Below are 23,960 nucleotides of genomic sequence, written 5' to 3'. Positions count from 1 at the left end.
TGGAGTAAGTCATGATTCAGATGCAAAGCATGCTCGACGCCGCGGACAACAGCGGCGCGCGCCGACTGATGTGCATCAAGGTGCTGGGTGGTTCGCGCCGCCGCTACGCCAACATCGGCGACGTGATCAAGGTCAGCATCAAGGAAGCGGTGCCGCGCGGTAAGGTCAAGAAGGGCGATGTGTTCAACGCCGTGGTGGTTCGTACCCGCAAGGGTGTGCGTCGCGCCGACGGTTCGACCATCCGCTTCGACGGCAACGCGGCGGTGCTTCTCGACAAGCAGCTGCAACCGGTGGGCACCCGTATCTTCGGGCCCGTCACCCGCGAGCTGCGTGGCGAGAAGTTCATGCGCATCGTGTCATTGGCGCCGGAAGTGCTGTAAGCGGCACAAGGTCGGAGTAAGCAATGAACAAGATCAAGAAAGGTGACACCGTGGCGGTCCTGACCGGGCGCGACCGCGGCAAGCGCGGCACGGTACTGCGCGTTTACGCGGACGACCGTGTCATCGTCGAAGGCATCAACATCGTCAAGCGTCACACGCGCCCCAACCCGCAGGCCGGCATTGCCGGTGGCATCGTCGAGAAGGAAGCACCGCTGCAGATCTCGAACGTGGCGCTGTTCAACCCGATGACGCAGAAGCCGGACCGGGTCGGCATCCGCGTGCTGGAGGACGGCCGCAAGGTGCGGTTTTTCAAGTCCAACGGCGAAGTCGTGGACGTGTAATCGGGAAGTTTTGCAATGACCAGACTGGAACAACATTACCGCGACGTCGTGATCAAGAAGCTGCGCGACCAGTTCAGCTACAAGTCCGCGATGGAAGTGCCGCGCATCACCAAGGTGACCCTCAACATGGGCCTGGGTGAGGCGGTCGGCGACAAGAAGATCATCGATCACGCCGTCGGCGACATGAAGGCTATCTCCGGCCAACAGCCGGTGGTGTGCCTGGCGCGCAAGTCCATCGCCGGCTTCAAAATCCGCGAGGAATGGCCGATCGGCTGCAAGGTCACGCTGCGCCGCGCGCGCATGTATGAGTTCCTCGATCGCCTGATCAACATTGCGATCCCGCGTATCCGCGACTTCCGCGGCCTGAACGGCCGTGCGTTCGATGGCCGCGGCAACTACAGCATGGGTATCAAGGAGCAGATCATCTTCCCGGAAATCGATTACGACAAAATCGACGTTCTGCGCGGCATGGACATCTGCATCACCACTACCGCCCGTACCGACGAAGAAGGTCGGGCATTGTTGGAAGCGTTCCGCTTCCCGTTGAGGACTTGAGGCAGGCACATGGCTAAGAAATCCATGGTCAATCGTGAAGTGAAGCGCACGGAACTTGCGAAGAAGTTCGCCAAGAAGCGCGCCGAACTGAAGACGATCATCAAAGACGAAGACCGCAGCTACGAAGAACGCGAGCAAGCGCGTCTGCGCCTGCAGAAGCTGCCGCGCGACTCGAGCCCGGTGCGTGGTCGCAATCGCTGCCGTCTGACGGGGCGTCCTCACGGTTATTACCGCAAGTTCGGCCTGAGCCGTAACGAACTGCGCCGTCTGGCCATGCAGGGTCATGTGCCGGGTCTGGTCAAGGCCAGCTGGTAAGCGGGCGAAGAAGGTACAGATATGAGCATGCAAGATCCCATCGGCGATATGTTGACTCGCATCCGCAACGCGCAGGCCCGCTCCAAGCGCGATGTGGCGATGCCCGCGTCCAAGCGTAAGTCCGCGATTGCCGAAGTATTGAAGAACGAAGGTTACATCACCGACTACCGGGTCGAGGGTGAGGGCGCGGCCAAGCAGCTGCACATCGAGCTCAAGTACTTCCGCGGCAAGCCGGTCATCGAGCGCGTGTGGCGTGTTAGCCGGCCCGGCTTGCGCATTTACAAAACCAAGGACCAGTTGCCGTCCATCATCGGAGGCCTCGGCGTCGCCATCGTGTCGACTTCCAAGGGGCTGATGAGCGACCGCGAAGCGCGGGCGCAGGGCATCGGCGGCGAAATCATCTGTTCCGTTTATTAAGGTCGTAGCGAGATGTCTAGAGTCGGGAAAATGCCGATTCCGTTGCCGTCCGGGGTCGAAGTGAAGATCGCGGGGCAGTCGGTCAGCGTCAAGGGTGCGAAGGGTGCGATGGAGCACGTGGTTCACGACCTGGTGTCGGTGGCACTGGAAGACGGCGTGCTGAACGTCGCCGCCAATGACGCCAGCCAGGCGTCCAACGCGCTGTCTGGCACCACGCGCGCGCTGTTGAACAACATGGTGACGGGCGTCTCGGCCGGTTTCACGCGCAAGCTTGAAATCGTCGGCGTCGGCTATCGCGCGCAGGTGCAGGGTCAGAAGCTCAACCTGTCGCTCGGCTACTCGCACCCTGTGGAATACGCGATTCCGGAAGGAATCACCATCGAGTGCCCCAGCCAGACGGAAATCCTGGTCAAGGGCGTAGACAAGCAGCAGGTTGGCCAGGTCGCGGCGAATATCCGCGCCTACCGTCGGCCCGAACCCTACAAGGGCAAGGGTGTTCGCTACGGCGGCGAAGTCATCGTCAAGAAAGAAGCGAAGAAGAGTTAAGCCATGGCCAGTGAGAAGAAAGAATCGCGCCTGCGTCGCGCGCGCAAGGCCCGCGCCAAGATTCGCGAATTGCGCGCGGTGCGCCTGTGCATCAATCGCACGCCGCGCCATATCTACGCGCAGATCATCGCGCCCGAGGGCAATGCGGTACTGGTCACGGCGTCCACCGTGGAAAAAGACTTCCGCGCCAGTGGTGTGCACGGCGGTAACATCGCCGCCGCGGCGTCCATCGGCAAACTGATCGCCGAGCGCGCTGTTGCCGCAGGCATCGCCGAAGTGGCGTTCGATCGCTCGGGGTTCAAATATCACGGTCGCGTCAAGGCGCTCGCCGATGCCGCGCGTGAAGGCGGCCTGAAGTTCTAGGAGTTGGAATAATGAGTGTCAGTCACAATCAAAACAGCTCCGACAACAACGAAGGCTACCTAGAGAAGCTGATCGCCGTTAATCGCGTGGCCAAAGTGGTCAAGGGCGGACGCATTTTCGGTTTCTCCGCGCTGGTGGTGGTCGGTGATGGCGCCGGTCGTGTCGGCTTCGGCCGCGGCAAGGCGCGCGAAGTACCGGTCGCAATCCAGAAGGCGATGGAGAACGCACGCAAGAACATGACGCGCGTGGCGCTGAACGGTTCGACCCTGCAGTACCCGCTGATGGGTGAACACGGCGCGGCCAAGGTCTACATGCAGCCGGCATCGGAAGGTACGGGCATCATCGCCGGCGGCGCGATGCGCGCCGTGTTCGAAGTGCTGGGTGTGCACAACGTGCTTGCCAAGTGCATTGGCACCAGCAACCCGATCAACGTCGTGCGCGCCACGGTCAACGGTCTGAAGGGCATGGCTTCGCCGGACCAGATGGCGGCCAAGCGCGGCAAGACGGTCGAGCAGATTCGAGGGTAAAGAACGTGGCTAAGCAGTTGAACGTGACTCTGTGCAAGAGCCTCAATGGACGGCTCCCGGACCACAAGGCCTGCGCCAGCGGTCTCGGTCTGCGCCGCATGTGGCAGACGGTGTCGGTCGCCGACACGCCTGAGAACCGCGGCATGATCAACAAGATCTACTACATGGTCCAGGTCCAGGAGCAGTAAATCATGCGTCTTAATACGTTAAAGCCGGCAGCTGGCGCCAAGAAGGCGCGCAAGCGTCTCGGTCGTGGTGGCGGCTCGGGCCTGGGCAAGACCGCCGGCCGTGGTCACAAGGGTCAGAAGTCCCGCGCCGGCGGCTACCACAAGGTCGGTTTCGAAGGCGGCCAGATGCCGCTGCAGCGCCGCTTGCCGAAGTTCGGCTTCCGCTCCCTGACGCAAGGCTTGGCCGATGAAGTGCGTCTGCACGAGTTGAATGGTCTGGACGCGACCCCGATTGATTTGACCGCATTGAAGGCCGCGGGCTTGGTGCGCCACCACATCGAGACCGTCAAGGTCATCCTGGCGGGCACTATTGAAAAGGCCGTGATCGTGAAGGGGCTCGCAGTCACCAAGGGTGCGCGCGCCGCGATCGAAGCCGCTGGCGGTAAAGTGGAAGAATAAGCGTGGCAACGGCGACGGCAAAACTTCCAGGTGGGGTAGCAGGGCTCGGCAAGCTCACCGAGCTGCGCAGCCGTTTCCTGTTCCTGCTGGGAGCCTTGCTGGTATTCCGGATCTGCTCGCACATTCCCGTACCTGGCATCAACCCGGTCGCCCTGAACGCGCTGTTCGATCAGCAGAGCGGTTCGATCCTGGACATGTTCAACATGTTCTCGGGCGGCGCGCTGAAGCGGTTCTCGGTCGTCGCGCTCGGCATCATGCCTTACATCTCGGCCTCGATCATTTTGCAGCTGATGACCGTTGTCAGCCCGCGTCTCGAGCAGCTGAAGAAGGAAGGCGAGTCGGGACGCCGCAAGATCACGCAGTACACGCGGTATTTCACGGTGGTGCTGGCGGTGTTTCAGGCCACTGGCGTGTCCATCATGCTCGAGCAGCAGACCGTGGCCGGCATGCACCTGGTGATTTCACCCGGGATTGCTTTCAAAGTAACTTGCGTCGCGACACTGGTAACCGGCACCTTGTTCCTGATGTGGCTCGGCGAGCAGGTTACAGAACGTGGTATCGGTAACGGCATCTCGATGATCATTTTCTCGGGTATCGTCGCCGGACTGCCGCAGGCCATCGCCGGTACCCTGGAACTGTCGCGTACCGGTGAGCTGTCCCTGCTGGTGGTGCTCGGCCTGTTCGTACTGGCCACCGCGGTGACCGGCCTGGTGGTGTTCGTCGAGCGCGCCCAGCGCCGCATCACAGTCAATTACGCCAAGCAGCAGCGTGGCCGCCAGACCTACGGCGGCCAGTCGACCAATTTGCCGCTCAAGCTCAACATGTCGGGCGTGATCCCGCCAATTTTTGCTTCGAGCATCATCCTGTTTCCGGCTACAATCGCCGGCTGGTTTGCGAACGCTGAGGGCATGGACTGGCTGCGAGACATCAGCAGCACCTTGTCGCCCGGCCAGCCGCTTTACGTGATGCTGTATGCGGCCGCGATCGTGTTCTTTTCCTTCTTCTACACCGCGTTGGTGTTCAATCCGAAGGAAATGGCCGACAACTTGAAGAAATCGGGAGCGTTCATTCCTGGTATCCGCCCGGGTGAGCAGACGGCTCGTTATATCGACGGTGTGATGACACGCCTGACGGTGGCCGGCGCGATCTACATCACGCTGGTGTGTCTGCTGCCGGAATTCTTGATTCTGGAGCTGAACGTGCCGTTTTATTTCGGCGGCACCTCCTTATTGATCATTGTGGTGGTGGTAATGGATTTCATGGCACAGGTGCAGGCGCATCTGATGTCGCACCAATATGAGGGGCTGATGAAGAAGGCGAACCTCAAGGGCTACGGGCGCCGGTGAAGTGCCGGACGAGAGGAATCGAAAATGAAAGTGCAGGCTTCAGTCAAACGCATTTGCCGGGATTGCAGGGTTATCAAGCGCAAAGGCGTAGTGCGCGTGATCTGCAAGGATCCCCGACACAAACAACGCCAGGGTTGAACATCGGAATGAAAGTTGAGAGGAACAGGCTATGGCTCGCGTAGCTGGAGTAAACATTCCTGATCGCAAGCATGCGGTCATCGCGTTGACGTCGATCTACGGTATCGGACGTACGCGCGCAAAGGCCATTTGCGCAGAGACCGGTGTACCGCCCGATTCGCTGATCAAGGACCTGACTGAAGGCCAGCTGGAAGCCCTGCGCGCCGCGGTGGGCAAGTTTCCGGTCGAAGGCGACCTGCGTCGCGAAGTCAGCATGAACATCAAGCGACTGATGGATCTGGGCTGCTACCGCGGTGTCCGGCATCGCCGTGGCTTGCCGGTGCGCGGACAGCGCACGCGGACCAATGCACGCACCCGCAAGGGCCCGCGTCGCATGGTCAAGAAGTAAGATTGGGATTCAGATATGGCACAGGCTAGCCAGCGGAACGTGAAGAAGAAGGTGCGGCGTACCGTCATTGACGGCGTCGCGCACATTCACGCGTCCTTCAACAATACCATCATCACGATCACCGACAGGCAGGGCAACACGCTCGCCTGGGCCACTGCCGGTGGCAGCGGTTTCCGCGGTTCGCGCAAGAGCACGCCGTTCGCGGCGCAGGTCGCCGCCGAGAAGCTTTCGACGGTGCGTGACGAATACGGCATGCAGAACCTCGATGTGTTCGTGAAGGGGCCGGGACCGGGTCGCGAATCCGCCGTCCGCTCGCTCAATTCAGCGGGCTTCAAGATCACCAACATTACCGACGTTACGCCGATCCCGCACAACGGGTGCCGGCCGCCGAAGAAGCGAAGGGTGTAATAGAGATGGCGCGTTACATTGGACCGAAGTGCAAGTTGAGCCGGCGTCAGGGCATGGACCTGGGCCTGAAGAGCCGTGCACGACCGATAGAAACCAAGTGCAACCTCGAGAAGCAGCCTGGTCAGCATGGTGACAACCGTGGTCGTCGCCAGTCTGACTACGCGATCCAGCTACGCGAGAAGCAGAAGCTGCGCTTCATCTACGGCATCCTCGAACGTCAGTTCCGCAATTACTACGCCAAGGCGGCGCGCCGTAAAGGCGCCACGGGCGAGAACCTGCTGCAGCTGCTGGAATGTCGTCTCGACAACGTCGTTTACCGCATGGGCTTCGGCGTGACGCGCGCCGAATGTCGTCAGCTGGTCGGCCACAAGGCCATTCTGGTCAACGGCCAAAGCGTGAACATTCCGTCATACCAGGTCGCGCCCAACGACATCATCTCGGTGCGCGAGCGCTCCAAGAAGCAGGTGCGTATCGCCGACTCGCTGGCGATTGCCGAGCAGCTTGGCTTCCCGGAATGGGTCGAAGTCGATTCGAAGAAGATGGAGGGCCGCTTCAAGGCCGTTCCAGAGCGCGCGGATCTGCCGGCTGATATCAATGAGTCGCTCGTTGTCGAGTTGTATTCGAAGTAATCTGTTTAAGGAGATTGCAATATGGCGTCAGCATTGAATGAGTTGTTGAAGCCGAAGATCGTCGAGGTACAGCAGGTCGGCCCGCGCGCTGCTCGTATTACGATTGAACCCCTCAACAGGGGCTTTGGCCATACTCTCGGTAATGCTCTGCGTCGCGTCCTGTTGTCGTCGATGACGGGCAGCGCAATCGTTGAAGTTGAAATCGAGAACGTACTCCATGAGTACACCACCATTGAAGGTGTGCAAGAGGACGTCACCGACATCCTGCTCAACCTCAAAGGTCTGGCAATCAACATGCACGCTCGCGACGAGGCCAGCATCACGCTCAATCGCCGTGGTCCGGGCCGCGTGACCGCGCGTGACATCGTGCTCGATCACGACATCGAAATTGTCGACCCGGATTACCACATCGCGACTTTGAGCGACAACGGCGAGCTGAACATGACGCTGCGCGTTGCGCGCGGCCGTGGTTACCAGCCGTCCACCGCGCGGGAAACCAGCGAAGACGCCGATCAGGCAATCGGTCGCCTCAAGCTGGATGCGTCGTTCAGTCCGGTGCGCCGCTGCGCCTACGAGGTGCTCAGCGCTCGCGTGGAACAGCAGACCAATCTCGACAAGCTGATCCTCACCATCGAGACCAACGGCACCATCGACCCGGAAACCGCCGTCAAGGAAGCCGCCACGATCCTGCGCAGCCAACTCGCGGTGTTTGTCGACATCACGACCGACGAGAACGACCACGTCAAACCGGGCCCGCAGGCCGAGGTTGACCCGATCCTGCTGCGCTCGATCGATGATCTCGAGTTGACGGTGCGTTCGGCGAACTGCCTCAAGGCAGAAAGCATCTATTACATCGGCGATCTCATCCAGCGCACGGAAGTGGAGCTGCTCAAGACCCCGAACCTTGGCAAGAAATCGCTGACCGAGATCAAGGACGTACTCGCTGCGCGCGGGCTGTCCCTCGGCATGCGACTGGAAAACTGGCCGCCCGCCGGCCTTTACGAAGGCGAACGCGCGGCTCTCTGAGCGCGCCAGGCAAACAAGGCACATTACCATGAGACATTCCAACAGCGGGCGCAGCCTCAGCCGCACCAGCGCCCATCGCAAAGCAATGATTCAGAACATGGCCGTATCGTTGTTGCGGCACGAAATCATTCGCACCACATTGCCGAAAGCCAAGGAACTGCGCCGAGCCGCCGAGCCGCTGATTACGCTCGCGCGTACCGATTCCGTCGCCAAGCGTCGCCTGGCGTTCGACCGTCTGCGCGACCGCGAAGCGGTAACCAAGCTGTTCAACGAACTGGGACCCCGGTACCAGGAACGCCCCGGTGGATATCTGCGGATCCTGAAGTGCGGATTTCGGGCTGGCGACAAGGCGCCGATGGCGATCGTCGAGTTGGTTGACCGGCCAGTGGACGCGGAAGCTCCGGCAGACAGTGCGGAGTAAGCCAAAAAAACTGAATTGAATACGCGAGCCGGGTACACCCCGGCTTTTGCGTTTTTGGCCTCCGGACTATTTTTTAGCAGTCAGCATGGGGAGATAGGGCAGAATGCGTTTACAAACAGGCGCCCGCTGAGAGCTTGCCGTCAGGTTGGGCGATGTTGTCGCATGGTGTTCTGCAGCGAGGATTAGCTTGACAGACACGAGAACTGAGCCGTGGGTGAAGGCAATTGGCAGGACGTCGTGAGTCGAAGCGCTGAGCCATGAAGCAAAAAAACAATTGTGTAATTCATTGAGGGAACAATGGCATCACAATCCAACTACGAAGTGCGTCCAAGCGATTTGGACCAGGCGTTTGTCCGCGTTATCTTCGTATCGGCGGTAGTCGTTTGGTCGTACATCAATGCTCCGGCGTCTACGCCTTTGGAGGCTTTGAACTATAAATATTTCAATCTCGCCTTCGCCTATTGGACTTTCTCGCTGTTGGCTTACGCGTGGACATATTTTTTTCTGCTTCGGGTTTCCCCGGATTCCAAGGCTCTCCTGTTTACTAGGGCCGTCAGCATATTCGCAGATATCGGCGCAATTTCTGCCTATACAGCTATTTCGGACAGTTTCGGCGTCATACTTTTTCCGATTTATTTGAACTCAATCATCGGCTATGGCTACCGGTTCGGCGTAAAGTATCTATATTTCACGCTCGGAGTCGCGGCCTCGTTTTTTTCAATAGCACTGCTTCACAACGAATATCTGCGGGCCAGCCGTGAACTCGTAATTGCCTATTACCTGGGAATGGCTCTTGTGCCGCTGTACTCAGCTGCTCTCCTGAAGAAGCATCGGGAGGTTCTTGAGCGCATCCGGGATTTGAACGACGCACGGTCCCGGTTCATCGCCAACATGAGCCACGAACTGCGCACACCGCTTCACGCGATAATTAGCGTTTCCGACGTGCTAAAGGAAACCCTTGACGATGCGCGCGGACATGTGGAAAGTCGCCACCAGAAAATGCAGATGGTCAGCGATTCGGCGCAGCACCTTCTCGGTCTGGTGAACAAGATCCTGGATGTGGCCTCGGCAGACGCCGGAAAAGTGCCCACGCGGCAACGAGAATGGATAAATGTAGTAAGCGTCGTGCAAACCGCGCTGCGCATTTGCCAACCCAAAGCACAACAACAAGGCGTCGAGTTTTATTGGTTCTTCGATTCACGGATTCCCACTTGGATCAGAAGTTCTGGCGAATACCTGCAGGAAATACTGATCAATACCGTTGGCAACGCCGTCAAGTACACCAAGGAGGGCCACGTCTCTGTTCGCGTCACGTACAGCGAGCATCAGAGGACACCCGCGATGGCGATGGATATCGTCGACACGGGCATCGGCATTTCGCCCAAACTGCTTCCCAATATTTTTGAGCCCTTCACCCTCGGGGACGATAGCGCCGCGCGACGGTACGCAGGTACCGGGTTGGGGCTTACGCTCACCAAGCAATATGTTGAATTGTTGGGAGGGGAAATCTCATTTCAATCGGTCGAGAACATTGGCACGCACTGCCACCTACTGATCCCCATCGAAGAGAGCCGAGAAAAAATTGCCGGCTGGCCTGCCGATACTATGCGCCAATGTGTGTACCTGGGAGCCGGACCGCTGTCTGCCACCGATCAAGTGGCATTCAGCGAGTCCGGGTGGGATTGTGTCCAGGTCAGTACCAACGCGCTTTCTGATTTCGATGGTTGGGGAGGCCGGGTTGTCTTCATCGATAGCGACCTCGCTAACTATCGCGAAATCATTCACTCCAAGTTGGGGCTCGATACGCGCCCTCGCCTGAAGATCTATTACGGAGAACCGGAGCCCAGCGCGGTCGAGCATCCGCTATTCAATAGTTCGGTCGCGCGAGGATCGGTGCGAGAACTGGGCCGGATTCATTCCTTGGAGAGTGCGTCACTACCGTATCTCGAGGAAGAGCCCGTTCGAGTGACAAGGGCCGCTCAGCCGATTCACGTTTTGCTTGCTGACGACAATCCAACCAACCTGACTACCGCTCGAATGGCTCTGGAAAGTGCTGGGCACTATGTAACTTGCGTTTCCAGCGGAGAAGAAGCACTTGCGGCGCTCGAGCGTACCGAATTCGGACTGGGCTTCATTGACATGCACATGCCCGGCATGTCGGGTATCGAAGTCGTGCAGATCTACCAATTCGTCTCCAACGGAGTAGGGACGCCGGTCGTTATCTTGACCGCGGACGCGACGACCGAGGCACGCGATGCCGCCGAAGCATGTGGAGCTGTCGCGTATCTGACTAAGCCCCTGCGAGCCAGGGAATTTCGAGAAGCCGTTGCATCTTATGCGCGAGGTGGAAAGGCGTCACCAGTCGATGCGGAATCGGTCTCGGACGAAGAATCGTCAGACGTAATAGTGGATTACTCAGAGATAGATGAATTGCTGGAGATTGGCGTTGACACTTCAGAACTGTTGGACATGGTTCTGGAGTTCGAAGCGGATAGTGATAAATTGATTTCAAAATCTATTCAATTCTGTAACGAAGGCGACATCATCGGGTTCAAGGACTCGATGCATGCGCTTAAAGGAGCATCCGCAACCTTGGGCGCACGTCGGCTGAGTGCCTTGGCTCATGAATATGAGCGCGCATCCTCAGATTCGGACGCGTTCAATGTACAAACGAGCGATTCAATGAGAGATGTGCTCGCGGAGAGTCTGCGGCTTTTGCGCGACCGTATCGAACTGTACGTGGCTAGTCGGTGATTGCCCTGCTTTTGTGACTTCCTTGGGAAATAGCAGGTTGGTGCATATAGTATGTCAGCGTGACCGGTAATAGCCCGCGAGCGGGTGAAAGCCGAACGGCCTGGCGAATTCTCCCCCCCCGGAGGTCGATGCCGGGGATGTGGAGCGATTCAACTCGGCGCGAGACCTTGGCTGCCGCGGGGAGTCTCGGGCACCACTCTTGCAAACCTACTGACTTCGGGCGCGTTCGAGCCCCAACTCAGGGTCATGACATACCTTCCCGCAAAAAGCCCTTCGGTACCCCGGCTCTGACGAAGGCTCCCCGCGTTTGCTCACCGGCGAGGTACTGCTCCATATGCCGACGCGCCTCCATCAAGCCATTCAGGTCGACGCCGGTGGCCAAGCCCATGGCTTCGAGCATGAACGCCAAATCGTCCATCACAATGTTTCCGCTGGCTCCCGGCGCGTAGGGGCATCCTCCCAAGCCGGCCAAGGACGCGTCGAATTGCCGAATGCCCACGTCAATCGCTGCAACGACATTCGCAAGGCCGAGGCCACGGGTGTCGTGAAAATGGGCGGCAACCGGGATCTTGCCGGCGATGTTCAGCACTTCCTTGAATATCTGTCGGCATTGGGCTGGGTTCGCGTAGCCAACCGTATCGGCAACGGCAAGTTCGTCCGCGCCAAGCTCAACCATTTTACTGGCGGCGTCGAGCACCTCACTGACGGGAACACGGCCAGCGATGGTGCAGCCGAATGCAGTGGCCAAGCCGCCCGCCACACGAACGTCGCGATATTCTGGGCGGGAGTTTCTCAGCTGAATAATACGCCCAAAATCCTCCATAGCTTCTTGCACTGACCGCCGCACATTTGCGCGGCTGTGCGCCTCCGATACGGAAAGGACGTAGTTCAATTGGTCGGCGCCGGCCGCCATGGCGTTCTCCGCCCCGCGCAGGTTGGGCACCAACACCGACACGCGCAGTCCCGGGATGCGCTTGGCGCCCGCGACGACTTCGGCGCTGTCGGCCATTTGCGGCAGGAGCTTAGGCGGGACGAATGAGCCGACCTCGATTTCGGGCATGCCGGCGGCCGCTTCCAGACGTATCCACTCGAGCTTTGCGGCGGTGGGAAAGATTGTGGCGATGCTTTGCAGTCCATCGCGGGTACCGACTTCGCGTAACCAGACATCACGTTGCTTGCTCATTTGTTTGCCTCCGTCGGCGCTCAGCGCCCTTCGAAGCGCGGCTTGCGCTTTTCGTTGAATGCCCGCACGCCTTCCAATCGGTCGGCGGTGGGGACCATGCGATTGTATGCTTCGAGTTCGAACATGTAGGCGCTGTTCCGGTCGATCTGGGTCGCCAGTGCGATGGATTTCTTGGCTTGGCGTATCGAGATCGGACCGTTGCCGGCGATGCGCCTGGCCGTGGCCAGCGTCTCCTCGAGTAGAGCCTCCGGCTCGCACACTTTGTTGACGAGCCCCCACGCCTGGCCTTCGGCCGCGGTGAACGGCGTGCCGGTGTAGATGATCTCTCTCGCGCGGCGCTCGCCTACCGCGTGCGGCAGGTTGATGGTGCCGGCGGCGCCCGGCATGATGCCCAAGGTGACTTCTGTCAGGGCAAAGCGGGCAGTGCTCGCGGCGTAGATGAAGTCGCAGCCCAAGGCAAACTCGCAGCCGCCGCCGTAGGCGGCGCCGTTCACGGCGCAGATCACGGGGACAGGGCAATCGCGCAATCCGCGCACCATCTGTTCATAGATGGCGTGCTGGTGTTGCCACTGTTGGTCCGTCATGCCGTCCCTGTCCTTAAGATCGCCGCCGGCAGAAAAGGCTTTGGTGCCGCGTCCGGTCACGATCACGACGCGCACGCCCTCCTGGTCAACATACATGTCCTGAAAAAACGCCCTGAGCTCGATGCCCATTTGTGTGTTCATGGCATTGGCTCTTTCGGGGCGGTCCAGGTGCAGCACCAGGATGTGCTCCTCGACCCTTTCGGGGGTGATGGTGGTGAAATCGCTGCGCATAGAATCTCCTCGGCAGTTGCCGTGATGTTGCCGACGCTCGAGGATGGATTGTAAGGATTCCGGCGCGCGACGCACGCGCCGCGGTGCGCGAGACATGGTCCGTGGTGCGATAATTCGTGCACGGAGCCTGACCGTGGCGTGCCGCCGCTGCTCCTGATTCCAGACCGTGAAACTTCCGGGGAGATCGAAATGAAAGTCAAAGCCGCAGTAATGCGCGAACTGCACAAGCCGCTCAGTATCGAGGATGTGGATGTCGCCGATCCCGGTCCGGATGAAGTGCTGGTCAAGACCAAGGCCTGTGGCGTGTGCCACAGTGATCTCCACACCGTACACGGCGGCATTGGCGCGCCGCTGCCGACGGTGCTCGGCCATGAACCCGCCGGCATCGTGCTCAAGGTTGGCGAACGTGTAAGGAATGTCGCGGAAGGGGATCACGTCATTGCTTGCACCTCGATGTTCTGTGGCGCCTGTCCGCAATGCGTGCAAGGTCGCCCCCATCTGTGCACCGACCGTGGCGCCTGCCGCCGTCCCGATGGCGCAGCTCCGCGTCTCAGCCGCGGCGGCGAACTCATTCACCCCTATGCCGATCTCGGTGGCTTTGCCGAGGCCATGCTGTTGCATTCGCGCGCCGTGGTGAAAATCCCGAAGGACATTCCACTCGACCGCGCTGCGCTGGTGGGTTGTGCCGTGACCACGGGCGTCGGTGCCGCGTTGAACACGGCGCAGGTCACGCCGGGTTCATCCGTGGCGGTATTCGGCGCGGGCGGCGTCGGCATTTCCGTCATCCAAGGCGCGCGCATCGCGGGCGCCCGCCAGATCATCGCCGTCGACCTGGCGGACAACAAGCTCGCCAACGCGCTCAAGTTCGGCGCCACCGATACCATCAACTCCTCGAATCTCGATCCGGTGAAAACCATCAAGAAGATGAGCGCGGGCGGCGTCGACTTCGCGTTCGAAGTGGTGGGCTTGCCAAAACTGCTGGAGCAGGCTTTCTACAGCCTCGCGCCCCATGGTACGGCGGTGCTGGTGGGCGCCATTGCCGCGGGGCAGACGGTGTCGCTCAATCCCGGTCATTTTTTCCTGGAAAAGCGCATCATCGGCTGCATGATGGGTTCGAATCGATTTACCGTGGATGCGCCGCACTACCTCGAACTCTACCGCCAGGGGCGGCTTGATCTCGATGCCATGGTCACGCGCCACGAGCCCGTCGACCGGATCGACGAAGCGTTCCGTGCCATGGATGCGGGTGAAGTAACCCGCACCGTTTTGACGTTTGACTAAACCGCTGCCGCGCGCAGACCACGAGGAGGACTTGTGTCCACGCTAGATACCAAAGACCTGGGCGTCTCGATTGCCGACCATGTTGCCACGGTCGAAATCCGTCGCCCGCCGCACAATTTTTTCGATATCAGTCTCATTCAGCAGATCGCCGATTCCTACGAGAAGCTCGATACGCTCAGCGACTGTCGCGCAATCTTGTTGTGCGCCGACGGCAAGAATTTCTGCGCGGGCGCCAATTTCGGTGCAAGCGACGCCGGTAACGCCAAGGACAGCACGCAGGGCGCACTGTCGAATGACCTCTACCGCCAAGCGGTGCGCATCTTCCGCTGCAAGAAGCCGGTGGTGGCCGCGGTGCAGGGCGCCGCTATCGGCGGCGGTCTGGGTCTCGCGGTGTCAGCGGATTTCCGTGTCACCTGCCCGGAAGGGCGTTTCAGCGCCAACTTCACCAAGCTCGGCTTCCATCCCGGCTTTGGCCTCACCTATACCTTGCCTGCCTTGCTCGGCCAGCAGCGCGCCTCGCTGCTGTTGCTCACCAGCCGTCGTATCGATGGTCCGCAGGCCCTGGCGTGGGGGCTGGCCGATGACTGTGTGCCGCAGGATCAGCTGCGTGCGACGGCCCTGGCGCTGGCGGCGGAACTTGCGTCCTGCGCGCCTCTCGCGGTGATGTCGACGCGCGCCACGCTGCGCGTCGGGTTCGCCGATCGCATTGCCATGCAGACCGATCACGAACTGGCCGAGCAGAACTGGCTGCGCACCACCGCGGATTGGACGGAGGGCGTAAAGGCCACGGCGGAGCGTCGCGAGCCGAAGTTCATCGGCGCCTGAGCGGTCGGGAAGGGTACACCGGCGCCGGGACAGGCGCCGGTGGCACAGCACTCCCGTTCGTTGCGCGTTGTGGCAACACGCAACGAACGCGGTGATGTCTACATGTAGTGCGGCATGACCTCTTTGCCGAAGCGTTCCAGCTGACGACGCACCTCTTCCAGCGGCAGGTAACCCTGGTCCCCTTGCCAGATGAACCACTCGGGGTTGCCGGCCTCGACCAGCAGATCCATTTCGCGGCGCACGTCGTCGGCGTTGCCGACCAGCGCGAAGTGCTTCTTCTCGAAACGCTCCATGTAGACCTCCGACTTCGGCAAGGTCTTGCCCGGATACTTGATGTCGTCTTCCGGCAGGCGGAAGGCATCGGTGAAGCCGAAATCATGCGCCCAGCCCGGCCAGCCCGTGCCCATCAGGCCTTCCATGCCGATCTGGCGCGCGCGCTCCTTGGTATCGGCCATGTATACGCTGCGGAACACGCCCATGTTCTCGCCGAGCTTGAGATTGCGCCCATGCTTGGCGGCTTCTTCCACGTGGATATTGCAGAAGTTGCGCAGCTCGCCAAGGTCGGACGTCAGCAGCGTCGGGATGAGTCCCTCCTTGGCGCACCAGCGGATGGTGCTTTCGCTCTGCGAGAACGCCTGGAACAGCGGCGGATGCGGCTTCTGGAACGGCTTTGGCACCACTTCGATGGCGACGATGTTGCCGTTCTCGTCCACTTCCCCCGGCGAACCGTACTTGCGCGTCCACTCATGGGCTGGCCACGGCGTACCGGTTTCGTAGGGATAGGGATACTCGTAGTACTTGCCCTTGTAACGGAAAGTGCCGTCGGCCCACGCGAGCTTGAGAATGTCGAAGATTTCCTGAAAGGCTTCGCGATTGACGGCGTCGGTGTTCGGCGCGGCATCCTTGGCGTGCAGGTCGGCGGCGGTCACGTGCAGGTGCTGCGCCATGGGGTTCAACCAGCGCGCCTGGTAGCCACGCGCGAAACCGCAGAACGTGCGGCCCTTGGAGATCTGATCGAGCCAGGCGATTTCCAAGGCCAGGCGCAGCGGGTTCCAACCGGCCAGCACGTAGCCGATGGGGCCGGCCATGATCTTCTTGGTGTTGGCCAGCACGTGCTGCGTGAGTAGCGGCAGGCTACCCATTTCACTGCCTTCGGTGTGCAGGTGGTGCTCGGGGAAGGTCACGGCCTGAAAGCCCAGATCCTCGGCCAACTGCGAAAGCTCGACGATTTCGTCGAGCATCTTCTGGAAGCGATCGTTGCGACGTGCGATGGGGCGCAGTTTTTCGCGCTCCTCCATCGTCGCCGGGATCGCCGGATAGAAAAAGAACATGAACTTCATCGGACTCCCCTTGGTGTTGAGGCAGCGGCAAAGACGGACGTTGGATGCGTTGCGGGCCGCGCGCGTGGCAGAGTGTCCGCCAGCGCGTCTCGACGCAGAATGACGGATTGTGTAAATTTCTTTGCAAATTACGACAGCACTGAACGACGGCCATGGCAGCGGACAGGCAAGGCATGGACCCGCGGCCGGCCCGCCCGCCGGCCTACCTGTTTGGCAGCGCCATGCTGCGGCCCGTGCGCCTGGCGTTCGGACTGGCGCCGGTCATCACCGTCCTCGAAGCGCGTGGCCATGCCGTGCAAGCGCTGCTCGAGGCGGCCGACATCCCGCGTTTCGCGCTCGAAGAACCGAGCTTTCACATTCCGTTTGAAAAGGAACTGCGCTTCACGCGCCTGGCCTTGACCGCTCTCAAGCTGCCGCACGCGGGCCTGCTGGTCGGACAGGGATATCACCTGGTGCAATTTGGCGTATTGGGGCTGGCCGCGTCCTGCGCGCCCAACGCACGCGAACTTTTTCACACCATCCTTGCCCACCCGATCCTCGCCTGGGGCTGTATCGAACTGTCATTCTGGAACGATGGCGATGAGGAGTACGTCAGCTACGAGGAAAATGCCGAGGTCGGCGACTGTGCGGCTTTTTTCGTCGAACGCGACACCACCTCGACCTTGACCCTGTTGCGCCAGACCTTGGGCGCTGGTCTCAAGCCACTGTCGGTGCATTTCACCCACCTGCCGCCGCCCGAGGTCGATGTCTACGAAGCGTTCTTCTCCTGCCCAGTGCATTTCGGCGCGGCCAGTAACCAGATCCGATTCGCACGCGCGGTGTGGGACAGTGCGCCGCCGCAAGCAAATGCAATGTCCTATCGTTTCTTCGAGAACCAGTGCCAGCGCCTGGCGGCGGTGATGGATGAGCCCTTGCGCTATGCCGACGTGCTGCGCACGCGACTGCGCGCCGCGACGCCGGTGCCGTCCTTGCCGGAAGTGGTGCGCGCCCTGCATCTCACCACCCGCACCCTGCAACGACGCCTCGACGAGGAAGGCACGAGCTTTTCCGCGGTGCTGGCCGAAGTACGCCGCGAACGCGCCATGGAACTGATGGCGCGCAGTCATCTCGACAACAGTGCCATCGCCCATGTGCTGGGCTTCGAGGATGCCAGCGCCTTTTCGCGCGCGTTCAAGAGTTGGAGCGGTCAATCGCCTCGCGAATACCGACGTCATTTATGGGATGAATCCGCACAGCCCTGACGTGCTACGCTCGGCCCTCACGCACGGCGTCCACGCCGCCTGCCGTGCCATCGCCACCAGGGGAGAACCGCATCATGTCCGTCGTCGTTCGCAAAGACTGGCTCGCCAATGTTCAAGAAGACACCATCGAGCCCACCCGTCGCATTGTCGACCCGCATCATCATTTCTTCGTCAAGAGCGAAGTCTATCCCTACTATGATTTGAACGAACTGCGTGCCGACACCGGCACGCATGACGTCGAGCAGACCGTCTACCTGCAATGCTGGGAAGGGCATCGCGAGAGCGGGCCGGAGCATTTGAAGCCGGTGGGTGAGACCGAATGGGTCGACGGCATCGCCAAGCAGGCCGCCGCCAATTCCAGGGCCACGCAGATCGGCGCCATCATGGGCACCGGCGAATTGCGCGGCAGCGAAGCCGAAGTGCATGAATTCCTCGATGCGCACATCGCCGCCAGCAAGCTGTTCCGCGGCATTCGCCAGATCGCGGCCTTCGATGACACGGGCTCCGAGCTGCTTTCCATGGAAGGCGTACACAACGCACGCCTGTACGACGATGCCGCCTTTCGGCGCGGCTTCAAGATCCTGTCGGACAAGGGCCTGGTATTCGATGGTTATCACTACTATCACCAGACCGCCTGCTTCACGGATCTCGCGCGCGCCTTTCCCGGCACCACGATGGTCATCGACCACCTTGGCACGCCGCTGGGTGTGGGCGCCTACAAGGGCCGCCAGCAGGAAATCATGGCGCAGTGGAAGAAGGACCTCACCGAACTGGCGAAGTGTCCTAACGTCAACATGAAGCTCGGTGGTCTCGCCATGCCCTGGTGCGGACTCGGCTTCGAAGCAGATGCCAAGCCACCGACTTCCGATCAATTCGTGGCAAAGCAGAACGACTATTACCAGTTTGCGATCCAGGCCTTCGGCCCCGAGCGCTGCATGTTCGAGAGCAACTTCCCGGTCGACAAGTGCGGTGTTTCCTATGGTGTGCTGTGGAACGCCTTCAAGAAAATCGCCGCACCCTACAGCGAAGCGGAGAAGGACGCGATGTTCCGGGGCACCGCCACGCGTGTCTATCGCATCGCCGCCCGGCCCTGAGTCGCGCGCCCCGACATCGCCCCCTGGGACGACATGGGGCGATGTCATTGCCTGCCATCGCCCCGGTTTCACAACGCACGGAGAACGCCCATGACCGCCGCCTACATCATCGGCGCCTACAGCACCGCCTTCGGACGTCGCCCCCAAGACAGCGTCAAGGACCTCGCACGCGAGGCCTATCTCGCGGTACTGGCCGATGCCGGCCTCGACGACGGCGGCATGATTGAAAGCGTCCACTTCGGCAACTGCGGTATGTGGACCGACAACCAGGGCAGCATCCGCGGCCAGGTGTGCCTGACGCCGATGACGCGCGAAGGGCTACTGCCCGAGCGCGTGCCTCTGACCAACGTCGAGGCCGGCTGCGCGACGGCTTCGCTGGCCTTGAACGGCGCGTGGAAGGACATCCTGTCCGGCCAGGCCGCGGTGAGTCTCGCCATGGGCGTGGAGAAGACCTTCTTTCCGCAGGCGCCGGACAAGACCGCGCGGCTCTACTTCGGCGGCATCGATCAATACGACCCGCAAGAATGGCAAGACTATTACCGCGCGGCGGGCGAGGTCGCCGGCAAACCCTTCGAGCCCGGCCCCGACCGCACCATCTTCATGGATACCTATGCCATGCAGGCTTGCTATCACATGAAGAAGTACGGCTTGACCCAGCGCCAGATCGCGGCCGGCGCGGCCAAGAACCACAACCATGGCGCAATGAACCCCGGCGCCCAGTATCGTTTTCGCATGACGGTCGACGAGGTGCTGGCGGACCGGCCCGTGACCTGGCCACTGACCCGTGCGATGTGTGCGCCAATAGGCGATGGTGCGGCGGCGGCGTTGGTGGTGTCGGAGCAGGTGCTGAAGACGCTGCCCGCCGAGGTGCGCGAACGCGCCGTGCGCATCGCGGCCCAGGGCTTGTCCGGCGGCAAGTATCGCAGTCTCGATGAAGACGGTTTGAGCCGCTACGCGGCGGAACGCGCCTATCGCGCCGCCGGCATCACGCCCGCCGACGTCGACGTCGCCGAAGTGCACGACGCTACCTCGTTCTGCGAGATCTACCAGGTCGAGATGATGGGATTTTGCGCGCGCGGCGAAGGCGGCGCGCTGGTGGAAAGCGGCGCGACCACCCTGGGTGGCCGGATCCCGGTGAACACCTCCGGTGGTCTCGTTTCCAAGGGACACCCGGTGGGTGCCACCGGGCTGTCGATGACCGCGGAACTCGTCGCGCAACTCCGCGGCGAAGCCGGCGAACGCCAGGTCGACGGCGCGCGCTGGGCGCTGGCCGAGAATGGCGGCGGCGTGATTGGCTTTGACGAAGCGGCCTGTTCGGTCTTGCTGCTGCACCGCGATCGCTGACGACGGTGTTCAGTGCATGCGCGCCGCGCCCACGTAGTGACCAATCACGATGATCGCCGCCGCCACGAACACCCAGGTCTCGTAGGCAAACCGCCAGTTGCCCGGCGCGTGGGCAACTTCCATGAAATGCCTGACCACCAGGCGTGCCTTGCAGGCAGCGATGGCGACCACCGCCAGCGTCGACAAGGACGTAAGCCAGTGACCCTCGAACAACGCAAAGGAGATCGCGGTCAGGCCGATGAGCAGCAGCCATACGGCGCGTGGCGAGCGGGACAGTTTGGCGAACATCGGTGGCCCGTCAGATGAGGTACAGCAGCGGAAAGATGAAGATCCACAATACGTCGACGTAATGCCAGAACAGGCCGACGTTTTCCAGACCGGCGATGAAAGCCTTGCCGCCCACGTCGCGCGCGGCACGACGTCGATAGGCATTGATGAACAGCATGCCGGCCACCACGTGCAGGAAATGCACGAAGGTGATGAAGAAATAGAAGGAGAAAAATGGATCGGTTGCGGGCGTCAGGCCAAGCAGCAGCTTGGCGCGATACTCGAGCACCTTGCTCACCACGAACAAGGCGGCGCATAACAGCGCCCCGGCGAGATGGCGTTGCACGCCTTGCATCGCCCCCGCGCGCGCGCCATGCACGGCTTCCACCACCAGCCATGAACTCGTCAGCAAGACCAGCGCATTGACGAGACCGAACCAGGCATTGAGACGCTGCTGACCGGCCTCGAACAGCGCGAGTGAGCCGAGACGTTCGCTCATGAAGACGAAGAAGATCAGGGTGAAGATCACCATGTCGATGAACACGAAGATCCACAGGCCTTCCGTGCCGACCTGGCGTCGTGCCTCGCCGTGCGCCTGCGGCGGGAGGGCGGCCTGTGATTCTCGATCATCCATCAACGTTGCCTGCAATTGGGGCGCCTGGCGACCATGACACCTCGCGCGCCGGGCGAAGCGCGTCGGGAGCGACGGCGTGCTCCCGACGCGACAGGCGCTGTCAGTGGCCGAGCGCGGTGGCGCCCGGCATGAATTCGCGACGCCGCGCGCTCAACTCCTTCAGCATGAAATAGCTGTAGGGCGAGAAGAAGCCGAACAGCCAGGTGCCGAACACGATGTAGAAATTCCAGGTGCCGGGCAACATGAACGGCCCCTTGTCGACGAACGGGATGAGCACCAGCGGCAGGAAGATGATGCCAACCGCGATGGCGCACCAGCCGGCCCAGGCCGGGAAGATGGTCTGGCGTTTGTTCAGCACCGTGTACAGACCGAGACCCGTGAGCTGCACGGTGGTGATCATGAAAGTGACGTCGTAGATGAACCAGCCGCAGGTGTGCAGCAACTTGATGAAGGTCGGGTCGAGCGAGGTCGAGAGAATGGCGCAGGTCAGCCACATTGCCGGGCAGAACGCCAGCACCCATGCGGTCAACGCGCCGCCCGTCAGTTCCATCATGCTGAACACGCTGAGATTGCCGTTGTCGTCGCGCATCATGAGCGCCAGCAGGCAGGACCACGGCAGGTAGAGCAGCGCCACCACGCAGCAACCGGCCATGCCGATGGAAATGGAGTCGCGGTACTTCAGGTAGTACTCCGAGACCAGTTGCTCGGGGCTCATGCCCATGACGTTGGGCGGCGGAATGTTGTGCCCGAGCACGCCCCAGAACACGAGGTAACCCAGCACGAAGGCCGGCCCGCAGCAGGCGATCACGAACTCGACGGTGTTTTTTGTCTCTTTATCCACGACAGCTTCTCCCCAGAGTGTTTGGACGTGGTCGGATTCCACTCGATATTGAAAATGCAGTCAATATGAAGGCAAACTCGGCAGCGCCCGGTGTGGCGGGCCTACGCAACGGGCTTCCTCGATCGGGGGTGCTTGCGGCTTGCTACGCCCGCGGACATCATCATTTACGACCTGGCCGCGCCCGGCCAAACGCTGAGACTCAACAAGGGGGAGGTTTATGTCGCAAGTGGCAAGAATCGACGAGGCGGCGGTGCGCGAGCCGGCCGAGGAACTCGACGCGCTGGTGATCGGCGCGGGCGTGTCGGGGCTCTACCAACTCTATTGCCTCAAGCAGCTCGGCCTCGAGGTGAGGATCTTCGAGGCTGGTGACGGCGTTGGCGGCACCTGGTACTGGAATCGCTATCCCGGCGCGCGTTTCGACTCCGAATCCTACAGCTACGCCTACAGCTTCTCGCCCGAACTGCTGCAGGAATGGAACTGGGCGGAGCATTACTCCGGCCAGCCGGAGAACGAGAAGTACCTGAACTTCGTCGCTGATAAATTCGCCCTGCGCCCGCATATCCGTTTCAACGCGCGCATCAAGTCGGCGCACTTCGACGGCAAAACCAATCACTGGCTGGTCGAGACCGAGGATGGCCACCGCGCGCGTACACGTTACCTGGTGTCGGCGGTCGGCATCCTGTCCGCGCATCACCTGCCCAATATTCCCGGCATCGACAGCTTTCAGGGCGAGTCGTTTCACACGGCGCGCTGGCCGAAAGAGAAAGTCGACCTGCGCGGCAAGCGGGTCGGTGTGATCGGCACCGGCTCGACCGCCATTCAACTCATTCCCGAGATTGCGCCGGAGGTGGCGCACCTGACGGTGTTCCAGCGCTCCGCCAACTACGCCTGCCCGTTGCGCAACTCGAAGATCAGCGACGAGGAGCAGGCCGGCATCAAGGCGCGCTACGACGAAATCTTCGAGCGTTGCCGCCGCACGTTCGCGAGCTTCATGCAGGAGTCCGACCCGCGCAAGACCTTCGAAGTGTCGGAGGAAGAGCGTTACCGCTTCTACGAGGAAGTGTGGGCCATGCCCGGCTTCCACAAGTGGTTCGGCCTGTTCCACGACATCATGACCGATGACGCGGCCAACGAATCCTATGCCGAGTTCGTGCGCGGCAAGATCCGCGAGCGTGTGAAAGATCCCAAGGTTGCCGAGCTGCTGACGCCGCGCGACCATCCTTTCGGCGCCAAGCGCATCCCGCTCGAGACCAATTACTACGAGACCTTCAATCGCGACAACGTGCTGCTGGTCGACGTGAAATCCGACCCCATCCAGGCCATCACGCCGCGCGGCATCAAGACCGGCGGCGCGGAATACGAACTTGACGTCATCATCTACGCCACGGGCTTCGATGCCATCACCGGCGAGCTGACGCGCATCGACATTCGTGGCGAGGATGGGCGCTCCATCAAGGAAGTGTGGAGCGCGGATGGTCCCTCGACCTACCTCACCTTCATGTCGGTCGGCTTTCCTAATTTCTTCATCGTCAATGGCGCGGTGTTCTGCAATTTCACCCGTTGCGCCGAAGTGGTGGGCAATTGGGTGCGGGACTGCGTGAAGTATCTCGACGACAATGGCTACCAACGCATCGAGGCAGAACCGGCCGCACAGGAGGCGTGGGTGGAGCACGCCGCGTCCTTGACCGAGGGCATGCTCTTCACCAAGACCGACTCGTGGTTCATGGGCTCCAACGTGCCGGGCAAGAAGCGCCAGTTCCTGTTCTATGCCGGTGGCATGCCGGCCTTCCGCGACAAGATCAACGAAGTGGCGGCCAAGGGCTACGAGGGCTTCCGCCTGAGTTGAACCAGTATCGGGAAGCGCCTGCCGGCGAGCCATGCCCTGTACAATTCCAGGCATGACTTCGTCCAGGCC

At 61.1% G+C, this 23,960-nt stretch carries 30 protein-coding genes; 24 read left to right on the top strand and 6 right to left on the bottom strand.

The window, feature by feature from the left end; translation table 11 throughout:
* Positions 1 to 11: 11 nt before the first annotated feature.
* The 18 genes from rplN to IPM80_11470 all read left to right on the top strand — a co-directional run bounded on the left by rplN (position 12) and on the right by IPM80_11470 (position 11,180).
* Positions 12 to 380 (top strand): 50S ribosomal protein L14, encoded by a 369-nt coding sequence (rplN, locus tag IPM80_11555; protein ID MBK8959046.1) that lies wholly within the window; start codon positions 12 to 14, stop codon positions 378 to 380.
* Between the two features lie 23 nt (positions 381 to 403).
* Complete coding sequence (gene rplX / locus IPM80_11550; protein MBK8959045.1) at positions 404 to 721, top strand: 50S ribosomal protein L24; 318 nt, start codon at positions 404 to 406, stop codon at positions 719 to 721.
* Positions 722 to 736: 15 nt separating this feature from the next.
* A complete protein-coding gene (gene rplE / locus IPM80_11545; GenBank protein ID MBK8959044.1) occupies positions 737 to 1,276 on the top strand; it encodes a 50S ribosomal protein L5 in 540 nt (179 codons plus the stop codon).
* A gap of 9 nt (positions 1,277 to 1,285) precedes the next feature.
* Positions 1,286 to 1,591: a 30S ribosomal protein S14 gene (rpsN, locus tag IPM80_11540; protein ID MBK8959043.1), complete on the top strand. Its 306-nt coding sequence runs from the start codon at positions 1,286 to 1,288 to the stop codon at positions 1,589 to 1,591.
* 21 nt (positions 1,592 to 1,612) lie between these two features.
* Positions 1,613 to 2,008 carry a 30S ribosomal protein S8 gene (gene rpsH / locus IPM80_11535; GenBank protein ID MBK8959042.1) on the top strand — a complete coding sequence of 132 codons (396 nt, stop codon included), beginning with the start codon at positions 1,613 to 1,615 and terminating at the stop codon, positions 2,006 to 2,008.
* Positions 2,009 to 2,020: 12 nt separating this feature from the next.
* The gene (gene rplF / locus IPM80_11530) at positions 2,021 to 2,554 is read left to right on the top strand and encodes a 50S ribosomal protein L6 (GenBank protein MBK8959041.1); all 534 of its coding nucleotides are present in this window, start codon (positions 2,021 to 2,023) and stop codon (positions 2,552 to 2,554) included.
* A 3-nt stretch (positions 2,555 to 2,557) separates the two neighbouring features.
* Complete coding sequence (rplR, locus tag IPM80_11525; GenBank protein ID MBK8959040.1) at positions 2,558 to 2,917, top strand: 50S ribosomal protein L18; 360 nt, start codon at positions 2,558 to 2,560, stop codon at positions 2,915 to 2,917.
* Between the two features lie 11 nt (positions 2,918 to 2,928).
* A complete protein-coding gene (gene rpsE / locus IPM80_11520; GenBank protein MBK8959039.1) occupies positions 2,929 to 3,444 on the top strand; it encodes a 30S ribosomal protein S5 in 516 nt (171 codons plus the stop codon).
* 5 nt (positions 3,445 to 3,449) lie between these two features.
* Positions 3,450 to 3,632 carry a 50S ribosomal protein L30 gene (rpmD, locus tag IPM80_11515; protein ID MBK8959038.1) on the top strand — a complete coding sequence of 61 codons (183 nt, stop codon included), beginning with the start codon at positions 3,450 to 3,452 and terminating at the stop codon, positions 3,630 to 3,632.
* 3 nt (positions 3,633 to 3,635) lie between these two features.
* Positions 3,636 to 4,070: a 50S ribosomal protein L15 gene (gene rplO, locus IPM80_11510; protein ID MBK8959037.1), complete on the top strand. Its 435-nt coding sequence runs from the start codon at positions 3,636 to 3,638 to the stop codon at positions 4,068 to 4,070.
* Positions 4,071 to 4,072: 2 nt separating this feature from the next.
* Positions 4,073 to 5,416 (top strand): preprotein translocase subunit SecY, encoded by a 1,344-nt coding sequence (gene secY / locus IPM80_11505; protein ID MBK8959036.1) that lies wholly within the window; start codon positions 4,073 to 4,075, stop codon positions 5,414 to 5,416.
* Positions 5,417 to 5,440: 24 nt separating this feature from the next.
* On the top strand, positions 5,441 to 5,554 hold the full coding sequence (gene rpmJ, locus IPM80_11500; protein MBK8959035.1) for a 50S ribosomal protein L36: 114 nt from the start codon (positions 5,441 to 5,443) through the stop codon (positions 5,552 to 5,554).
* 31 nt (positions 5,555 to 5,585) lie between these two features.
* The gene (rpsM, locus tag IPM80_11495) at positions 5,586 to 5,942 is read left to right on the top strand and encodes a 30S ribosomal protein S13 (protein MBK8959034.1); all 357 of its coding nucleotides are present in this window, start codon (positions 5,586 to 5,588) and stop codon (positions 5,940 to 5,942) included.
* 15 nt (positions 5,943 to 5,957) lie between these two features.
* Positions 5,958 to 6,350 (top strand): 30S ribosomal protein S11, encoded by a 393-nt coding sequence (gene rpsK / locus IPM80_11490; GenBank protein ID MBK8959033.1) that lies wholly within the window; start codon positions 5,958 to 5,960, stop codon positions 6,348 to 6,350.
* Positions 6,351 to 6,355: 5 nt separating this feature from the next.
* Positions 6,356 to 6,979, top strand: coding sequence for a 30S ribosomal protein S4 (rpsD, locus tag IPM80_11485; protein ID MBK8959032.1), 624 nt, complete (start codon positions 6,356 to 6,358; stop codon positions 6,977 to 6,979).
* Positions 6,980 to 7,000: 21 nt separating this feature from the next.
* Positions 7,001 to 8,005: a DNA-directed RNA polymerase subunit alpha gene (rpoA, locus tag IPM80_11480; protein MBK8959031.1), complete on the top strand. Its 1,005-nt coding sequence runs from the start codon at positions 7,001 to 7,003 to the stop codon at positions 8,003 to 8,005.
* Positions 8,006 to 8,033: 28 nt separating this feature from the next.
* Complete coding sequence (gene rplQ / locus IPM80_11475; GenBank protein ID MBK8959030.1) at positions 8,034 to 8,426, top strand: 50S ribosomal protein L17; 393 nt, start codon at positions 8,034 to 8,036, stop codon at positions 8,424 to 8,426.
* Between the two features lie 297 nt (positions 8,427 to 8,723).
* The gene (locus IPM80_11470; GenBank protein MBK8959029.1) at positions 8,724 to 11,180 is read left to right on the top strand and encodes a response regulator; all 2,457 of its coding nucleotides are present in this window, start codon (positions 8,724 to 8,726) and stop codon (positions 11,178 to 11,180) included.
* A 244-nt stretch (positions 11,181 to 11,424) separates the two neighbouring features.
* On the opposite strand, the gene IPM80_11465 is transcribed toward IPM80_11470, so the two are convergent.
* Both IPM80_11465 and IPM80_11460 read right to left on the bottom strand, forming a co-directional pair.
* Positions 11,425 to 12,363, bottom strand: a complete 939-nt coding sequence (locus IPM80_11465) for a hydroxymethylglutaryl-CoA lyase (GenBank protein ID MBK8959028.1) — start codon at positions 12,361 to 12,363, stop codon at positions 11,425 to 11,427.
* Between the two features lie 20 nt (positions 12,364 to 12,383).
* The gene (locus IPM80_11460) at positions 12,384 to 13,178 is read right to left on the bottom strand and encodes an enoyl-CoA hydratase/isomerase family protein (protein MBK8959027.1); all 795 of its coding nucleotides are present in this window, start codon (positions 13,176 to 13,178) and stop codon (positions 12,384 to 12,386) included.
* A gap of 189 nt (positions 13,179 to 13,367) precedes the next feature.
* Here IPM80_11460 and IPM80_11455 point away from each other — a divergent pair, with 189 nt between their 5' ends.
* The gene (locus IPM80_11455; protein MBK8959026.1) at positions 13,368 to 14,459 is read left to right on the top strand and encodes a Zn-dependent alcohol dehydrogenase; all 1,092 of its coding nucleotides are present in this window, start codon (positions 13,368 to 13,370) and stop codon (positions 14,457 to 14,459) included.
* A 33-nt stretch (positions 14,460 to 14,492) separates the two neighbouring features.
* Positions 14,493 to 15,284 (top strand): enoyl-CoA hydratase/isomerase family protein, encoded by a 792-nt coding sequence (locus tag IPM80_11450; protein ID MBK8959025.1) that lies wholly within the window; start codon positions 14,493 to 14,495, stop codon positions 15,282 to 15,284.
* Positions 15,285 to 15,382: 98 nt separating this feature from the next.
* On the opposite strand, the gene IPM80_11445 is transcribed toward IPM80_11450, so the two are convergent.
* Positions 15,383 to 16,624 carry an LLM class flavin-dependent oxidoreductase gene (locus tag IPM80_11445; GenBank protein ID MBK8959024.1) on the bottom strand — a complete coding sequence of 414 codons (1,242 nt, stop codon included), beginning with the start codon at positions 16,622 to 16,624 and terminating at the stop codon, positions 15,383 to 15,385.
* Positions 16,625 to 16,776: 152 nt separating this feature from the next.
* Between IPM80_11445 and IPM80_11440 the strand changes: the two genes are divergently transcribed.
* The 3 genes from IPM80_11440 to IPM80_11430 all read left to right on the top strand — a co-directional run bounded on the left by IPM80_11440 (position 16,777) and on the right by IPM80_11430 (position 20,303).
* A complete protein-coding gene (locus IPM80_11440; GenBank protein ID MBK8959023.1) occupies positions 16,777 to 17,865 on the top strand; it encodes an AraC family transcriptional regulator in 1,089 nt (362 codons plus the stop codon).
* Positions 17,866 to 17,939: 74 nt separating this feature from the next.
* Positions 17,940 to 18,959 (top strand): amidohydrolase family protein, encoded by a 1,020-nt coding sequence (locus IPM80_11435; GenBank protein MBK8959022.1) that lies wholly within the window; start codon positions 17,940 to 17,942, stop codon positions 18,957 to 18,959.
* 90 nt (positions 18,960 to 19,049) lie between these two features.
* Positions 19,050 to 20,303 (top strand): thiolase family protein, encoded by a 1,254-nt coding sequence (locus tag IPM80_11430; protein MBK8959021.1) that lies wholly within the window; start codon positions 19,050 to 19,052, stop codon positions 20,301 to 20,303.
* A gap of 9 nt (positions 20,304 to 20,312) precedes the next feature.
* Here IPM80_11430 and IPM80_11425 read toward each other — a convergent pair whose 3' ends face one another.
* The 3 genes from IPM80_11425 to IPM80_11415 form a co-directional block, all read right to left on the bottom strand.
* Entirely contained in the window at positions 20,313 to 20,591 is a 279-nt protein-coding gene (locus IPM80_11425) for a cytochrome C oxidase subunit IV family protein (GenBank protein ID MBK8959020.1), read from the bottom strand.
* 10 nt (positions 20,592 to 20,601) lie between these two features.
* The gene (locus IPM80_11420; GenBank protein ID MBK8959019.1) at positions 20,602 to 21,204 is read right to left on the bottom strand and encodes a cytochrome c oxidase subunit 3; all 603 of its coding nucleotides are present in this window, start codon (positions 21,202 to 21,204) and stop codon (positions 20,602 to 20,604) included.
* A gap of 100 nt (positions 21,205 to 21,304) precedes the next feature.
* Positions 21,305 to 22,045, bottom strand: coding sequence for a hypothetical protein (locus IPM80_11415; GenBank protein MBK8959018.1), 741 nt, complete (start codon positions 22,043 to 22,045; stop codon positions 21,305 to 21,307).
* A 217-nt stretch (positions 22,046 to 22,262) separates the two neighbouring features.
* On the opposite strand from IPM80_11415, the gene IPM80_11410 reads away from it, so the two are divergent.
* A complete protein-coding gene (locus IPM80_11410; protein MBK8959017.1) occupies positions 22,263 to 23,891 on the top strand; it encodes an NAD(P)/FAD-dependent oxidoreductase in 1,629 nt (542 codons plus the stop codon).
* Positions 23,892 to 23,960 lie beyond the last annotated feature (69 nt).

The sequence above is a fragment of the Pseudomonadota bacterium genome (assembly GCA_016719885.1).
Lineage (GTDB): Bacteria > Pseudomonadota > Gammaproteobacteria.
Note: the sequence above shows the minus strand (reverse complement) of the source record. Positions and strands in the feature narration are given on the sequence as shown.

Excerpts from the sequence above, each read along its gene's own strand:
- IPM80_11460 (MBK8959027.1), bottom strand. The coding sequence starts at position 13,178 with ATGCGCAGCGATTTCACCACCATCACCCCCGAAAGGGTCGAGGAGCAC.
- IPM80_11440 (MBK8959023.1), top strand. The coding sequence starts at position 16,777 with ATGGCAGCGGACAGGCAAGGCATGGACCCGCGGCCGGCCCGCCCGCCG.
- rplO (MBK8959037.1), top strand. The coding sequence starts at position 3,636 with ATGCGTCTTAATACGTTAAAGCCGGCAGCTGGCGCCAAGAAGGCGCGC.
- IPM80_11445 (MBK8959024.1), bottom strand. The coding sequence starts at position 16,624 with ATGAAGTTCATGTTCTTTTTCTATCCGGCGATCCCGGCGACGATGGAG.
- rpsE (MBK8959039.1), top strand. The coding sequence starts at position 2,929 with ATGAGTGTCAGTCACAATCAAAACAGCTCCGACAACAACGAAGGCTAC.
- IPM80_11410 (MBK8959017.1), top strand. The coding sequence starts at position 22,263 with ATGTCGCAAGTGGCAAGAATCGACGAGGCGGCGGTGCGCGAGCCGGCC.
- IPM80_11425 (MBK8959020.1), bottom strand. The coding sequence starts at position 20,591 with ATGTTCGCCAAACTGTCCCGCTCGCCACGCGCCGTATGGCTGCTGCTC.
- rpsH (MBK8959042.1), top strand. The coding sequence starts at position 1,613 with ATGAGCATGCAAGATCCCATCGGCGATATGTTGACTCGCATCCGCAAC.
- rplF (MBK8959041.1), top strand. The coding sequence starts at position 2,021 with ATGTCTAGAGTCGGGAAAATGCCGATTCCGTTGCCGTCCGGGGTCGAA.
- IPM80_11435 (MBK8959022.1), top strand. The coding sequence starts at position 17,940 with ATGTCCGTCGTCGTTCGCAAAGACTGGCTCGCCAATGTTCAAGAAGAC.
- IPM80_11470 (MBK8959029.1), top strand. The coding sequence starts at position 8,724 with ATGGCATCACAATCCAACTACGAAGTGCGTCCAAGCGATTTGGACCAG.
- rpmJ (MBK8959035.1), top strand. The coding sequence starts at position 5,441 with ATGAAAGTGCAGGCTTCAGTCAAACGCATTTGCCGGGATTGCAGGGTT.
- rpsN (MBK8959043.1), top strand. The coding sequence starts at position 1,286 with ATGGCTAAGAAATCCATGGTCAATCGTGAAGTGAAGCGCACGGAACTT.
- rpsM (MBK8959034.1), top strand. The coding sequence starts at position 5,586 with ATGGCTCGCGTAGCTGGAGTAAACATTCCTGATCGCAAGCATGCGGTC.
- IPM80_11455 (MBK8959026.1), top strand. The coding sequence starts at position 13,368 with ATGAAAGTCAAAGCCGCAGTAATGCGCGAACTGCACAAGCCGCTCAGT.
- rplN (MBK8959046.1), top strand. The coding sequence starts at position 12 with ATGATTCAGATGCAAAGCATGCTCGACGCCGCGGACAACAGCGGCGCG.
- rplR (MBK8959040.1), top strand. The coding sequence starts at position 2,558 with ATGGCCAGTGAGAAGAAAGAATCGCGCCTGCGTCGCGCGCGCAAGGCC.
- rplX (MBK8959045.1), top strand. The coding sequence starts at position 404 with ATGAACAAGATCAAGAAAGGTGACACCGTGGCGGTCCTGACCGGGCGC.
- rpsD (MBK8959032.1), top strand. The coding sequence starts at position 6,356 with ATGGCGCGTTACATTGGACCGAAGTGCAAGTTGAGCCGGCGTCAGGGC.
- IPM80_11465 (MBK8959028.1), bottom strand. The coding sequence starts at position 12,363 with ATGAGCAAGCAACGTGATGTCTGGTTACGCGAAGTCGGTACCCGCGAT.
- IPM80_11430 (MBK8959021.1), top strand. The coding sequence starts at position 19,050 with ATGACCGCCGCCTACATCATCGGCGCCTACAGCACCGCCTTCGGACGT.
- rplE (MBK8959044.1), top strand. The coding sequence starts at position 737 with ATGACCAGACTGGAACAACATTACCGCGACGTCGTGATCAAGAAGCTG.
- rpoA (MBK8959031.1), top strand. The coding sequence starts at position 7,001 with ATGGCGTCAGCATTGAATGAGTTGTTGAAGCCGAAGATCGTCGAGGTA.
- rplQ (MBK8959030.1), top strand. The coding sequence starts at position 8,034 with ATGAGACATTCCAACAGCGGGCGCAGCCTCAGCCGCACCAGCGCCCAT.
- IPM80_11420 (MBK8959019.1), bottom strand. The coding sequence starts at position 21,204 with ATGGATGATCGAGAATCACAGGCCGCCCTCCCGCCGCAGGCGCACGGC.
- rpsK (MBK8959033.1), top strand. The coding sequence starts at position 5,958 with ATGGCACAGGCTAGCCAGCGGAACGTGAAGAAGAAGGTGCGGCGTACC.